The organism is Streptococcus parasanguinis (assembly GCF_047463195.1).
Classification (GTDB): Bacteria; Bacillota; Bacilli; order Lactobacillales; family Streptococcaceae; genus Streptococcus; species Streptococcus parasanguinis_R.
The window spans coordinates 42818-57266 of record NZ_JASHEI010000009.1 but is presented as its reverse complement, the minus strand read 5'-3'; the positions used below and the strand labels follow the sequence as shown (position 1 = coordinate 57266).

Genomic DNA, 14449 nt, shown 5'->3' with positions numbered 1-14449 from the left:
CACGATCGATAGAAAGGTTTTTTTATGGCTGAGATAGAGGAATTACGAACACAACCTCAGGATATCCAAGCGGAGCAATCAGTGTTGGGAGCCATCTTTATTGATGAGGGGAAATTGGTCTTTGTTCGTGAATATATCGAGCCTGGCGATTTCTTTAAGTACTCGCACCGTTTGATTTTTAAAGCCATGATCGATCTAGCTGACCGCGGGGATGCGATTGATGCGACGACTGTTCGAAATATTTTAGATAGTCAGGGGGATCTCCAAAATATTGGCGGTCTCTCCTATTTGGTAGAAGTCATTAATTCGGTACCAACTTCAGCTAACGCGGAGTATTACGCGAAGATTGTTGCCGAAAAAGCTGTCTTACGTCGATTGATCTCTCGATTAACGGAAAGTATTAATCAAGCTTATGATGGTGCAAGCCCTTCAGATGAAATCATTGCGGGTGCTGAAAAAGCTCTGATTGATGTTAGTGAAAACGCAAATCGTAGTGGATTTAAAAATATTCGAGACATCTTGAATATAAATTTTGGTAGCTTGGAAGCCCGCTCGCTTCAAACCACTGATATTACGGGTATTGCGACAGGCTATCGCGATTTGGACCATATGACGACAGGGCTACATGAGGAAGAGTTGATTATTTTAGCGGCTCGTCCTGCAGTAGGGAAAACAGCCTTTGCTCTAAATATTGCTCAAAATATCGGGACAAAGTTGGATAAGACAGTGGCTATTTTCTCATTAGAAATGGGTGCTGAAAGTTTGGTTGACCGGATGTTAGCAGCTGAAGGCTTGATTGAATCCCATTCGATTCGTACAGGTCAATTGACGGATGAAGAGTGGCGAAAATATGCCATTGCTCAAGGGAATTTGGCCAATGCGAGTATTTACATCGATGATACTCCAGGAATTCGGATCACTGAGATTCGTTCGAGAGCAAGAAAATTAGCGCAGGAAACAGGCAATCTCGGTCTTATTCTGATTGACTACCTGCAGCTGATTACAGGGACTGGAAGAGAAAACCGTCAACAGGAAGTTTCAGAAATTTCTCGTCAGTTAAAGATTTTGGCTAAGGAACTAAAAGTTCCCGTTATTGCTTTGAGTCAGCTATCACGTGGTGTGGAACAGCGCCAAGACAAACGTCCTGTTCTTTCTGATATTCGTGAATCTGGATCGATTGAGCAGGATGCGGATATTGTTGCTTTCTTGTACCGTGATGATTATTATGATCGAGCTGGTGAAGAGGAAGAAGATGGAATGCCTAATAATACGGTTGAAGTGATTATCGAGAAAAACCGTTCAGGTGCGCGTGGGACAGTCGAATTAATATTCCAAAAGGAATACAATAAATTCTCAAGTATTTCAAAGAGAGAGGATCAATAAGATGAGTGATGCATTTACAGATGTTGCAAAAATGAAAAAAATTAAAGAAGAGATCAAGGCTCATGAAGGACAAGTGGTTGAAATGACGCTTGAAAATGGACGGAAACGTCAAAAAAATAAATTTGGACGCTTGATTGAGGTCTATCCTTCTTTATTTATTATCGAGTATACGAACGACAACAGCTTACCAGGTGAACCAGCCAATACATACGTGGAGTCTTACACCTATTCAGATATTTTAACAGAGAAGAATTTAATTCGTTATTTGGATTAATTTCTTGCTTTTATCGTCTAAATCAGTTATTATAATAAATACATATGGGAGTCTGTGTACAGTCTGAGAGGAAGTGTAAGCTTCGACCGCACCTGATCTGGGTAATGCCAGCGTAGGAAACAAATGAAATGTATTTTTCGTTATGAGTGACCTTGTGCAATCCGTCTCCTATTTTGGAGGCGTTTTTTATTTGTGAGAAAGGAGGTTACGATGTCTCTTGTAAAAAGATATTCAAAACAATTGATAGGATTTGCAGGTTTTAGCAGTCTTCTTGTCTTATGGCAGTTAGCAGGATTTTTAAATATCCTCCCCAAATTTGTATTACCAACGCCACTTGAAATTGGGAATGCCTTTGTACGAGATCGAGCTCTCCTGATTCATCACAGTTTGTCTACCCTTCAAGTGGCCTTGATTGGACTTGTTATAGGGGTTCTTCTTGCTGCTGGATTTGCGATTCTCATGGATAGTTTTCAATGGGTGAATGATCTGGTCTATCCTTTTATGGTTGTTATTCAAACCATTCCGACGATTGCCTTGGCCCCTATCCTGGTTCTTTGGTTTGGTTATGGTATGCTTCCAAAACTGGTTTTGATCATTATTACGGTGGTATTTCCCATCGTAGTCAGTCTGTTAGATGGTTTTCGGCATTGCGATCAAGATATTCTGAGATTGTTTCAGATTATGCAAGCCAATCACTTTCAGACCTTAGCTCATTATAAAATTCCTGCAGCGCTTCCTTATTTTTTTGCAGGTTTACGTGTGAGCGTTTCCTATGCTTTTATCAGTACGGTAGTTTCAGAATGGTTAGGAGGTTTTGATGGATTGGGGGTCTATATGATCCAATCGAAGAAGTTATTTCAGTATGATACGATGTTTGCGATCATTGTATTGATTTCTGCTATTAGTTTACTCGGTATGTTTCTCGTTGACCAATTAGAACGAACCATTCTAAAATGGAAAAAGGATTGACAAACTTGTAAATGGTGTAAAAATTAAATTGACAAAAATGTAAAAGAGGTATAGCTAATGAAAAAGTCAATAGGTTTATTTTTCTCAATAATATTGGGATTTGTTTTCTTGAGTGCTTGTCAAAATTCTGTCAAGCAATCGTCAAGTGGTTTGAAAAAGATTGATTTTATTCTAGATTGGACCCCGAATACCAATCATACGGGTCTCTATGTAGCAAAGGAAAAAGGGTATTTTAAAGATGCAGGACTGGATGTAGATATAAAACTTCCGCCGGAAGACAGTAGTTCTGATTTGATTATTAATGGGAAAGCTCCATTTGGTATTTATTTCCAAGATTCTATGGCCAAGAAATTGGATAAAGGTGCGGGGATTACCGCTGTTGCAGCTATCGTCGAACACAATACGTCAGGGATTATTTCAAGAAAAGATGCAGCGATCACAAGTCCAAAAGATTTGGTTGGTAAGAAGTATGGTACCTGGAATGATCCGATTGAGTTGGAAATGATCAAATCGATGATGAAAAAAGAGGGGGCTGATTTTAATCAAGTAAAATTGGTTCCAAATAGTGATTCAAATTCCATTACTCCGATTGAAAATAAGGTCTTTGATGCTGCTTGGATTTATCACGGTTGGGATGGAATTTTGGCTGAGCAAAAGGGAATGAAGACCAATTTCTTCTATATGAAAGATTTTGTTCCTGCATTTGACTACTATTCGCCTGTTATTATTGCTAACAATGACTATTTGAAGTCTAATAAAGAGGAAGCAAAGAAATTCATTCAAGCGGTGAAAAAAGGCTACCAATATGCTATAGAGCATCCAGAAGAAGCAGCAGATATCTTGATTAAACAGGCCCCTGCTTTGGCTAACCAGCGTGATTTTGTACTAGCTTCTCAAAAATATCTTTCCAGTCAATATGCTTCAGACAAGGATAAATGGGGGCAGTTTGACTCCAAGCGTTGGAATGCTTTTTATGCTTGGGCAAAAGAGCAAGGATTGGTTTCAAATGACTTAGAAGACAAAGGTTTTACAAATGAATTGGTAGGTGACTGATATTTTAACCGTAAAAGATGTAAGTTTCTCTTTTGGAGATAAAGCAGTTTTAAACAATGTATCACTAGAAGTGCAAAAAGGAGAAATCGTCTCTATTCTAGGTCCGAGTGGGGTAGGGAAATCAACCTTGTTTAATTTAATTGCTGGGATCCTTCCCATACAAAAGGGCGCAATAGAAGTAGATAATGCCCCGATCTCCTTTGGGAAAGTCAGCTATATGCTACAAAAAGATCTTTTGTTGGAACATAAGACAGTATTGGGAAATATTATTCTTCCCCTTCAATTAAAAAAGATTCCTAAGGAAGAGGCGACATCTACAGCTCTAAAATTGTTAGATGAATTTAAATTGGGAAGTATCGCCAACCTTTATCCTAATGCGCTGAGTGGGGGGATGCGGCAACGGGTGGCGCTATTGAGAACCTATCTTCTGGGTCATTCTGTCTTCCTATTAGATGAAGCTTTTAGTGCCTTAGATGAATTGACAAGGCAGGACCTTTATCACTGGTATCTAGAAAGTAAGGAACGTCTTGGTCTCACCACTCTGGTGATCACTCATAGTATCGAAGAAGCTTTGACATTGAGTGACCGGGTCTATATCTTGAATCATAATCCCGGTGAAATTATTGCAGATCTTCCTTTAAAATGGGATCCAGCAACGGATAGAGACTGGCAACAATTGCAATATAAAAAACGAATCATAGAATTATTGTCTGAATTTCATTGAAATTGTTTTGAAGGACTTTACAAAGTTTCTATTCCGTGATAGAATAGAATTTGTGCGAAATGACAGCAGGACAAAATGAAGCTCGTCAACAGGAAGTCAGCTAGAAAAGTAACCTTTGCTGTTTGGGCGAAGGCTTTCTGAACGAATCAGGTTTGTCTAAAACGTTATTTCCTACAAAAATTATTTTTATAGGAGGACATTTTAAATGTCACGTTATACAGGACCATCTTGGAAACAATCTCGCCGTCTTGGCTTGTCACTTACTGGTACAGGTAAAGAATTGGCACGTCGTAACTACGTACCAGGTCAACATGGACCAAACAACCGTTCAAAATTGTCAGAATACGGTTTGCAATTAGCTGAGAAACAAAAACTTCGTTTCTCTTACGGACTTGGTGAAAAACAATTCCGTAACTTGTTCGTACAAGCTACTAAAGTTAAAGAAGGAACTGTCGGTTTCAACTTCATGCTTCTTTTGGAACGTCGTTTGGATAACGTTGTTTACCGTCTTGGACTTGCGACTACTCGTCGTCAAGCTCGTCAATTCGTTAACCACGGTCACATCCTTGTTGACGGAAAACGCGTTGATATCCCTTCATACCGCGTAACTCCAGGTCAAGTGATCTCAGTTCGCGAAAAATCAGCTAAAGTTCCAGCTATTCTTGAAGCTGTTGAAGCTACAGTTGGACGTCCAGCATTCGTATCATTCGATGCTGACAAACTTGAAGGTTCATTGACTCGCCTTCCAGAACGCGATGAAATCAACCCAGAAATCAACGAAGCACTTGTCGTTGAATTCTACAACAAAATGCTTTAATTTTAAGATATACCTTACAGAAAGCCTACAACAGTGGGCTTTTTGTTTTGTCTTAAAGGGTTGATTTCTGGCTTTGTTCAGTTACAAATTTTCTAAAGCTGTTTCATTACATGAGACAGTTTTTTGTTTTCTTAAAACCTAAAACTGCCAATAAAAAAATCCTGATCTATCTAGACCAGGAGGCACTGTTACCGTAGCATTTTCATTAAAAATTCAGCCATTTGTTGAGGGCTTTCTTTTTTTCCCCGAGAAACCCACATTTGACAGACTCCGAAGAAGGCATTGGTCAGATAGACAGAACTGTAGACTCTTTCAATATCTGTTAATGATTTATGACTATAGCGCTCTTGCAAACTATCAACCAGGAGAATCTGTAATTTATGTCGTAAGAAGGTTTGGATCTCTTTGGTTCCATTCTCTGTCAGAAGAACTGCAAAGAGTGGCTCCTTGGTTAGGAATTCGAACACTTCTGTAATCGCTTGGCGCTTGTCGTCTTGGTGTTTGTCAAAGATATATTCAAGCTTGTGAAAGAGTGCTTGTTGGTAGCGCTCGATCATATCGTACTTGTCTCGATAGTGGGTATAAAAGCTAGAGCGACTAATGCCGGATTCTTGTGCTAACTCAACCGTTGTGATTTGGTCGAATGATTCCTTTTCTAGTAGTCGAACCATCGCCTCCTCGATATTTCGTTTTGTTTTTAATCGTTTATTGCTCTCAGTCATCTGTTAATCCTTTTTGCACAAAATTATACACAGTGTCTAAAAATAAAGATTTCCTACTTGTGAAAATTTCTAGAAACTGTATAATCTATTATATCAGAAATTTAGACAATGTGTATAAAAAAGGAGACAAAAAATATGATGAAAGAATGGAAGGCTATTCTTAAAAAGCCAACATTTATCATTGTCATGATTGGAGTTGCTTTGATTCCAGCTCTTTATAATATTATTTTTCTATCTTCCATGTGGGATCCATATGGCCAAGTTTCGGATCTTCCTGTAGCGGTTGTCAATAAGGATCAATCTGCTACATATAATGGACAAAAGATGGAAATAGGAAAAGACATGGTGTCCAATTTGAAGGACAATGACTCACTTGATTTTCATTTTGTAGATGAGAAAGCTGCGAAAGATGGTCTTAAAAATGGCGATTATTATATGATTGTAACCCTGCCTGAGGATCTTTCAAAGAAAGCTAGCTCCATCTTAACCAATCATCCGGAACAGATGACCATTGATTACCAAACATCCAGTGGTCATAGTTTTATCGCAGGGAAAATGAGCGACACTGCGATGACAAAGATGAAGCAGTCAGTGGCCGAAAAAGTGACCAATACGTATACAACAGCTTTATTTTCCAAAATGGGATCGCTTAAATCTGGTATGGGGACAGCGGCAGATGGAAGTGCTAAATTAGCAGATGGTGCAAGTAAATTGGAAGATGGTGGTCAAACACTGTCTACTAATTTGAATACATTGGCTCGTTCAAGCTTAGCATTTTCAGATGGTGCGACTACTCTTCGTACGGGTCTAGCAGCCTATACAGATGGTGTTGGTCAATTAGGAAATGGTCTCAATCAAATGGCTGGTCAACTTCCAAACTTGGTATCTGGCGTCAATCAATTAAATAATGGGTTTGGTACTTTTAATACAGGCTTGATGGCTTACGCTACCGGAGTGGATCGATTAGGAAATGGTCTCAATCAAATGGCGAGTCAAACCCCTCAGTTAGCTTCAGGAGTTGGTCAATTAACCAGTGGTATGGGGACCCTCAATGATGGTCTTGGGAATTATACCAATGGCGTGCGTCAATTGAATTCAGGCCTATCTAACTTTTCAAATGGTTTAGCAACCTATACAAATGGAGTCGCTACTTTATCAGAAGGAGCGGGTCAATTAAGTAGTCAATCTGCTACCCTTCGAAATGGGGTTTCACAATTAGAATCAGGTATTCAAACATTATCAAGCCAGCTACAAGCTTCTACAAGTCAATCTGCTCAGATTGATCAATTGGCAGCTGGTTTAAACCAATTAAATGCAGCGATTCAAAATGCTTCAGTAGATACCAGTCAACTTTCGTCTGGATTGACGAGTATTGCGAATTCAGCTCAATCAATCCTTGCTTCAGCCCAAGCGGATCGTGCAAATGCCCTTGCAAGTGTACAAGGGACAGCAGCCTATCAAGCAATGACAGCTGACCAACAAGCGGAAATCAATGCGGCGATCTCATCGAGCCCAAGCTCGAGTGAAACGGCGGCTCAAGGGATCTTGACTACGATTCAAACGATCCAAGCTAGTTTGAATACAGGAAATAGCTTGACACAACTGCAAACGGCAGCCAATCAAGTTTTACCGACAGCTTCTTCTACCTTGACAGACTTGTCAAGTGGTTTGTCTAAGATCCAATCCGCAGTTAGTGGACAATTGTTACCAGCTAGTCAAACCATCAGTCAGGGGATCGACGCTTATACAGCAGGTGTCGATAAAATCGCTAATGGAGCAACCCAACTTCAGACCAATAGTAGCACTTTAACGGATGGTGCTAGTCAGTTAGCAGCAGGTGTTGGCCAACTAGATAGTAAATCATCAGAATTACTTGCAGGAAGCAATCAATTAGCTTCTGGTCTAGGTGAGTTAAATGGGAAGATGCCTGCCTTGACATCAGGCATGAATCAACTGGCTTCAGGAGCGACTCTATTAACAGGTAAGTCGGGTGAATTGGTTGCCGGTGCTGGAAAATTAGCTGACGGTGTAGGACAATTGAACAGCAAAACTCCAGAGTTGGCAGGTGGTGTCAACAAACTTGTCACTGGTGTCAATCAGTTGACAGAAAAATCAGGTCAATTGGTGACTGGTGCTGATAAACTAGCCGACGGTGCAAATCAAATCTCAGATGGGTCCAGCAAATTAGCAGCAGGTGGCCAAACATTGACAAATGGTTTAGGTGAATTAGCAACAGGAAGCCAAACCTTGAGTCAAGGATTAAACGATGCTAAGGGACAATTGAATGTGGCTACAACTGAAAAAGAAAACGCTAAAACCTTAGCAGATCCTGTCACTTTGTCTAAAACAGACCGTGACAATGTCCCGGTGAATGGTGTCGGAATGGCTCCTTATATGATCTCTGTAGCACTCTTTGTTTGTGCCTTGTCAACCAATATGATCTTTGCAAAATTGCCATCCGGTCGTCATCCTGAAAGTCGCTGGGCATGGTTTAAATCTCGCTTTGAGGTCAACGGAACGATTGCGGTGATTGCAGGAGTCTTGGTCTATGGTGCCGTTCACTTGATTGGTTTATCAGCTAATCATGAGATGGCTACTCTCTTCCTTTGTGTGATTGGTAGTGTGGCCTTCATGTCTATCGTGACTGCTTTGACAACATGGCAAAGAAAGATCGGTGCTTTCCTTTCCTTGATCCTCTTGCTCTTGCAATTGGCTTCTAGTGCAGGAACTTATCCTCTTGCTTTGACAAATGGATTTTTCCAAGCCATTCATCCATTCTTGCCAATGAGTTATACCGTTTCTGGTCTTCGTCAAACGATTTCGATGACAGGAGAAATTGGAAATCAAGTGGCCTTCCTTCTGATGACTATTGTTCTTTTTGCAGGGCTAGGAATGTGGTTCTATAATCCAAAAAAATATGAAGAGGACTAATCTTCGGGAACTCCCAACAGAATGTGTTGGGAGTTTTTTGTTTCATGTGAAACAAGAGGCTGGGACAAAAGTCCTAGCCTCTCAATTATTTTTGGATTGTCGAGCAAGACGCAGTGGTTGAGTGGGCTTTACTACGCTGATTTCATCAGCTTTTACAGCCCTACTCAACTGTGCGGAGGTGGGACGACGAAATCAAATTCTAACGAATTACCGATTTCTGTCCCACTCTCTTATTATTTAAAGAAGACAACATCAGGATTTGGAGTAATATAGAGAAGTTGGTCGTTTTCAAAGACCAGTTGGATGGTGTTATTTTTATAGGTGTAAATGGTATAGTCTACTCCGGATTTAGAAGCTTGTTTGAGATCAACAGCTCCCATCAAAAAGGCATGCGCTTGTTCTTCTGTTATTTTTCCCTCATGGTAGAGCGCTTTAATATTTTCTAATTCGGTATTTTCAAAAGATTCGGCAATATAAGCAGGGGCTGTTATTTGTTTCTCTGGATTCCCAAGAATTGTTTGGACAAGGGCAGTGGTATATCCTTCATAGTCCGGCGTCTGGGCAAAAATAGTATCGCCATTTCTAGAGTAGGCCACTTTTAGGTTTCCTGTCGCATAAATCTTATCTTTTGGAGCTTCTTGAGCATTTTTAGGGAGTCCTTCGGTTGTGACGCTGTCAGAAGAGGGCTGCGTTGTGGTTGAAGGAGAGCTAGAGGAGTTGCTTGAGCTATTTAAACTAGTTGAACGACTCGGGTGGCTAGAACGACTCGAGCTACTTTTTTTAAAGGTTTTCTTTTTTGAGCTGGTAGTAGTTGGTTCTTTTTTAAAGTCGATCTTAAGGTCCGGCACACAGGCTGATAGAAAAAGAAGAGATAGCAAGAGTGTGAAGAAAAGAGGGAGTGTTTGTTTTTTCATCATGTTCCTTTCGATAAGCTGATTGATTTTCTATTCTATCATAAAAAGGGTAACAAAAAAAGGTCAGGAAGAAATCCTGCCTTTATTTGTTATTATGGATGCCCACCTCCAGGTCCACCGCCTTGAGGTCCGCCACCGCCTCCAGGCATGGAGTTGACAATTTCCGTTTGTTTTTCACCGTTGATATAGATGTCTCCGCCAGTGTAGGTAGCAGTACCATCAAAGTCGAATCCAGATTGACCCGTTAATTTAATGGTTCCTCCGGTAACAGTGATATTTCCATTCGAATCAATTGGATCGGTATCGCCTTGTCCAACTTCAACGTTGAGGGTTCCACCATTCATGGTGAAGAAAATTTCATCTTGGTTGGCATTGGCATTGGCTGCATTGACCCCATCATCGGTTGCATAGATGGTGATATCTCCGCCGTTGATGGTGATCGATTTTCCTTCGAGGCCTTCGACAGACTCGGTTACCTCATAGGTTCCGCTATCGATGATCAGATCACCAGAAGCATGGATTCCGTCGTCTCCTGCAGTGATGGTCATTTTGTTGTCTGAAAGATACATGGTTCCGACCGAAGTATCTTCATCATTATCTACCTTGACGGCATCTTCATCTGCATCGATGGTCATGGTCGTACCAGTGATATTGAGTTCGTCATTGACGTTGAAGGCATCTCCTACAGCCGTGATCTTATAGGTTCCACCTGTGATATGGAGAGTGTCATTGGCCTTGATACCGTTGTTCATCTTGGCGTCAATGTTGAGCGTACCTGAACCATTGATGGTGAGGTCGCCTTTAGAGAAGATGACCGCATCGGCATCTTCATCATTGTTTGAACTTGAATCAGACAAGGTATTGGTCGTGCCGTCTGCTAGAGTGAGGTAGACATGCCCTGCTTTCGTAGCAGAAATTGGCGCGTTGGTGTTGGTCATGGTAACGCCTTTCAAGACGATGTGAACATCGTCTGAGTCACCCGCTTCAACCTTGATTTGAACCCCATCGGATTCACCAGAGATGACATAGGTTCCAGCCTTTGAGATGGTCACAGTTGATCCAGATACAGCTACGCCGTCACCTGATACACTTGCAGACGAAGCAGATAGTTTTACAGTAGATGCTTTGCTTTCATCATAAGAGCTGTCCTTGTCCTTATCTGTAAAATAGTTGGAATTGTTTGTTTTATTTTTTGAAGTAGAAGTAGTGGTTGTTTGTGCAGTATTGCTTTTTGTAGCTGATTGTGATGACGCCTGGGCACAAGCTGTCAGTAAGGTGAGGGTTGTGGCCCCCGTTAATAAAAATTTCCATTTGTTTGATTTCATGAGCTTTTCCTCTCGTTCAATTGATATGCTCCTAGTCTAAAGTTGCTAGCTGAAAGTTTCCTAAAGTTTTTCTGAAAAGAATCTTAACTTTAGTTTTCTTTAAGTTTGGCTTAATGACCAGTTAAGAAAGTCCCATTAAACTAGAAAACACGTAAGTCGTATCCATACTTACTGAAGATTAGAAGCAATATCCCCCCTTAAAGGAGTAGAAACATGAAAAAAACAATTGAGACAAGTTTTAAACGAATCGAAACAAAATATATCGTCGCAAAAGATGACGTAAAAGACTTGATCAAAGACTTAAAAGAATACGTCGTAGAAGATGATTATCCAACTTCAACTATTTCAAACATTTATTTTGATACGGAAAACTTTGAGGTCATTCAAGATGCTCTTGCGAAACAACACCGCCGTGAAAAAATTCGGATGCGGACTTATATAGAAACACCTCAAGCAGACAGTCCGGTATTTCTAGAGGTGAAGTCAAAAGATGAAGAAGGAATTGGCCATAAATTCCGCCTAGTCGCTACTTCGCAAGCCATTATCAACTTGATGACAGATGGGACAGTAGATCATCAGATACAAGATCCAGACTTAGTGCAAGAGATTCAGAGATTGCGCAAACGTTATGGTCATCGATTGGAACCACGGATGTTCATTTATTATGATCGTTTGTCTCTCAAAGAAAAGAAATCCATTCAGGGTTATCCTTATCAGAAGATTCGCGTGACAATCGATCAAAACTTAGTCTTTCGAGACCAGGCTGTTAGCCTTTTTGGTGGGAAGAAAGGAGAACCTCTACTAGAGGATGACTTCGTGATCATGGAAATTAAGGCTCCTGGCCAAGAACCTAAATGGCTAAAGGATATTTTAGAGAAGTATGGTTTGGTGAAACAGAAATTTTCAAAATATAGCTGTGCTTATCATAAATCACAAGGCTTGGATTATGCCCCAAGACCAGTTCAAGAAACGGTAGGTGCTGCCTATGTCTAATCTATTTGATTCTATTTTTAATAATGCCACAGCAGCGGTGGATCCCTTGCGCTTACTGCTGGCCCTTTTGGTCAGCCTCTTTCTAGGGTTGGCCCTATCTTGGACCTATAAATACCGAACACTTTACACTCGAGAGTTTGTCATTAGTTTGACCTTGCTTCCTTGTATGATGACCTTAGTGATCTTTTTGGTCAATGGAAGTTTGGGAACCTCGATTGCAGTGGCAGGGACCTTTAGTTTGATCCGTTTTCGTTCGGCTACGAGTGGTTCGAGAGAGTTGATTGCCATTTTCTTAGCTATGATTATAGGATTGGCTGCAGGTTCGGGCTATCTTTTATTGGCCATTTTATCAACTCTCTCTTTACTAGGGGTGTGGCTGGTATTAGAGAACAAACAGAGTAAGGCAGACCATCAACGGCGCCGCCATTTGACTATTACCGTCTCAGAACAAGATTCTGTTGCAGAACAAATCAGTCAGTTGTTGGACCAAAGTTGTTCAGAAATTGACTTTATTTCTGTCACAACGGCCCAAGCTGGAGAACAACTGACCTTGAACTACGAGGTAAATATGAAATCGAACATCGATGATTTTGCTCTTGCCAATCTATTGATTAGCAAGATTGAAAATTGTGATGTCGCTCTGACAAAGAAAGCGAAGAAAAGAAAGAATCTATAACGGCTATCCTACTTTAGGATAGTTTTTTAGGATTTTAAGAACTTTTTAAGAAAAAGTGGTATACTGTTTCTAAAAAATGGAAGGAATCCCTTATGAAAAAGACTGCTATTTTTGAAGATGTCGTCTCTATTATGACCCATGATTCATCTACCATCAAGGATCGAAAAGGATGCGATCCAGAGCCTTTTCGAGAAAACATTACAGATGATATGACAGATGATGCCTTTCTCTATCAAGTTAAGACTTACCTAGCTAGTTTTGGGGTGATCGGGCATGTTTCCTTTCGAGATAAAAAGGCCAGTCAAAAAGGGTTCCTTTTGAGAATAAATGGACAGAAATTGTATGTTGAGGAAGCTAATGAAGAGACTGGTCTTCAAGTAGGAGATCAGATCCTAGCTCTGGATGGAAGTGACTTGGATCAGATAGCTTCTCTTCATAAAGACTATTTTATCAGCAAGACCCCTGAAAGACACTACCGAGAATGGGCAGATTTGGTCTCTCAGTCAACGAGTGTCACCCTGCTTCGAGAAGGGATAGAAAAGACCATTGAAGTAGTCCCTAGTCGAGAACCGATCCAAGATCAGATTTTTTGGAAAAGATTAGACGATGAGATTCTTTATCTTCGTCTGGATAATTTTATGGATGAAGGAGCCATTAGTCGGGTATATCAAGAGTGTTTACCGATGATGACGGAAGTCAAGTTTCTTATCATTGATGTCCGACAGAACGGCGGAGGGACAGACTCTTTATATTTCCCTCTATTACATCTAGGCTTAGAGAAGGATCAGGGCTATGATTCGCTTGACTGGGACGATGATGGTATGGAAATTCTCTACACGGAACGTAATGTTGATCTGCGCTTGAAAGACTTTGAGGACTGGATGCAACAGGAAGAAATTAGTCCTGAAACAGCTAAACTGCTTGAAGATATGAAAGAGGACTTGCTTCGCCATCGGGGAAAAGGTTATGTAGCATATAAGGGAGAAGGCGAGGAATTTTTCCCAGAGGTCAGAGGAAGTCACTATCCTGAACAGATCTTTATCTTATCAGATATTTATTGTGCTTCATCTGGGGATAACTTTGTTCAGATGATGAAGCAGTTTAAGAAGGTAACGGTGGTGGGTCGACCAACTCTTGGGATTCTAGACTACTCTAATTGTTGTACAGTTGATTATGGCAATTTTTGTTTAATGTTTCCCACCTCTCGCTGTTTAAGCGTGGATAAAGGGAAAGGGATGACGGATCAGGGTGTTCTACCCGATATAGAGATTCCTTGGACACCTAGCCATTTCGAGAGAGATGTGGATCTGGACAAGTGTCTGGAGTTGATTCGTCAGGGGAATGTTAAATAAAACAGGATTTCAATCAGAAAAACTGATTAAAGAAAAAAATCCTTTGGTTAGAAGGGATAAATGTCTGAAATGATAACGTTTTCTACCACATTCTCACTATGTTTAAGATTGCTTACTTGGTATAAAAAATGGTAAAATAGTGAATAACAATCAAAATGAAGAGTGAAACTTATGAAACATAAAACACTTTATAAATTTATCGGGCAGACGGTCTTATATTTCGCCATTTTCCTAGCCCTACTTTATTTCTTTAGTTACCTTGGTCAAGGTCAGGGTGGCTTTATCTACAACGAATTTTAGAAAAGGAGACTCCTAG

General features: G+C 40.5%; 14 protein-coding genes. 11 read left to right on the top strand and 3 right to left on the bottom strand.

What is annotated here, in order from left to right:
• Positions 1-24: 24 nt before the first annotated feature.
• The 6 genes from dnaB (at position 25) to rpsD (ending at position 5220) form a co-directional block, all read left to right on the top strand.
• On the top strand, positions 25-1383 hold the full coding sequence (gene dnaB, locus QM870_RS08470) for a replicative DNA helicase (protein ID WP_070449606.1): 1359 nt from the start codon (positions 25-27) through the stop codon (positions 1381-1383).
• A 1-nt stretch (position 1384) separates the two neighbouring features.
• Positions 1385-1657: a Veg family protein gene (locus QM870_RS08465; RefSeq protein WP_003009183.1), complete on the top strand. Its 273-nt coding sequence runs from the start codon at positions 1385-1387 to the stop codon at positions 1655-1657.
• Positions 1658-1867: 210 nt separating this feature from the next.
• Positions 1868-2626 (top strand): ABC transporter permease, encoded by a 759-nt coding sequence (locus tag QM870_RS08460; protein WP_414369297.1) that lies wholly within the window; start codon positions 1868-1870, stop codon positions 2624-2626.
• A gap of 57 nt (positions 2627-2683) precedes the next feature.
• Positions 2684-3679, top strand: coding sequence for an ABC transporter substrate-binding protein (locus tag QM870_RS08455; RefSeq protein ID WP_414369295.1), 996 nt, complete (start codon positions 2684-2686; stop codon positions 3677-3679).
• Positions 3672-4403: an ABC transporter ATP-binding protein gene (locus QM870_RS08450; protein WP_414369293.1), complete on the top strand. Its 732-nt coding sequence runs from the start codon at positions 3672-3674 to the stop codon at positions 4401-4403. The genes QM870_RS08455 and QM870_RS08450 overlap by 8 nt, the downstream gene beginning before the upstream one ends.
• A gap of 205 nt (positions 4404-4608) precedes the next feature.
• Positions 4609-5220 (top strand): 30S ribosomal protein S4, encoded by a 612-nt coding sequence (gene rpsD / locus QM870_RS08445; RefSeq protein ID WP_003002210.1) that lies wholly within the window; start codon positions 4609-4611, stop codon positions 5218-5220.
• Between the two features lie 188 nt (positions 5221-5408).
• Here the strand turns inward: rpsD and QM870_RS08440 are convergent, their stop codons facing one another.
• Positions 5409-5942, bottom strand: coding sequence for a TetR/AcrR family transcriptional regulator (locus tag QM870_RS08440; RefSeq protein ID WP_003001962.1), 534 nt, complete (start codon positions 5940-5942; stop codon positions 5409-5411).
• Positions 5943-6077: 135 nt separating this feature from the next.
• On the opposite strand from QM870_RS08440, the gene QM870_RS08435 reads away from it, so the two are divergent.
• Positions 6078-8873, top strand: coding sequence for a YhgE/Pip family protein (locus tag QM870_RS08435; RefSeq protein WP_414369292.1), 2796 nt, complete (start codon positions 6078-6080; stop codon positions 8871-8873).
• Between the two features lie 233 nt (positions 8874-9106).
• Here QM870_RS08435 and QM870_RS08430 read toward each other — a convergent pair whose 3' ends face one another.
• Both QM870_RS08430 and QM870_RS08425 read right to left on the bottom strand, forming a co-directional pair.
• On the bottom strand, positions 9107-9790 hold the full coding sequence (locus QM870_RS08430; RefSeq protein ID WP_414369290.1) for a DUF4947 domain-containing protein: 684 nt from the start codon (positions 9788-9790) through the stop codon (positions 9107-9109).
• An 89-nt stretch (positions 9791-9879) separates the two neighbouring features.
• Positions 9880-11112, bottom strand: a complete 1233-nt coding sequence (locus QM870_RS08425; RefSeq protein ID WP_414369289.1) for a carbohydrate-binding domain-containing protein — start codon at positions 11110-11112, stop codon at positions 9880-9882.
• Between the two features lie 213 nt (positions 11113-11325).
• Between QM870_RS08425 and QM870_RS08420 the strand changes: the two genes are divergently transcribed.
• From QM870_RS08420 to QM870_RS08405, 4 genes are all read left to right on the top strand, one after another.
• Positions 11326-12105: a polyphosphate polymerase domain-containing protein gene (locus QM870_RS08420; protein ID WP_414369287.1), complete on the top strand. Its 780-nt coding sequence runs from the start codon at positions 11326-11328 to the stop codon at positions 12103-12105.
• Positions 12098-12781 carry a DUF4956 domain-containing protein gene (locus QM870_RS08415; RefSeq protein ID WP_070587679.1) on the top strand — a complete coding sequence of 228 codons (684 nt, stop codon included), beginning with the start codon at positions 12098-12100 and terminating at the stop codon, positions 12779-12781. The genes QM870_RS08420 and QM870_RS08415 overlap by 8 nt, the downstream gene beginning before the upstream one ends.
• Positions 12782-12873: 92 nt before the next feature.
• Positions 12874-14133: a S41 family peptidase gene (locus tag QM870_RS08410; RefSeq protein ID WP_414369286.1), complete on the top strand. Its 1260-nt coding sequence runs from the start codon at positions 12874-12876 to the stop codon at positions 14131-14133.
• Positions 14134-14304: 171 nt separating this feature from the next.
• Positions 14305-14433, top strand: a complete 129-nt coding sequence (locus QM870_RS08405; RefSeq protein WP_003002102.1) for a teichoic acid D-Ala incorporation-associated protein DltX — start codon at positions 14305-14307, stop codon at positions 14431-14433.
• The last annotated feature ends 16 nt before the right edge of the window (positions 14434-14449 follow it).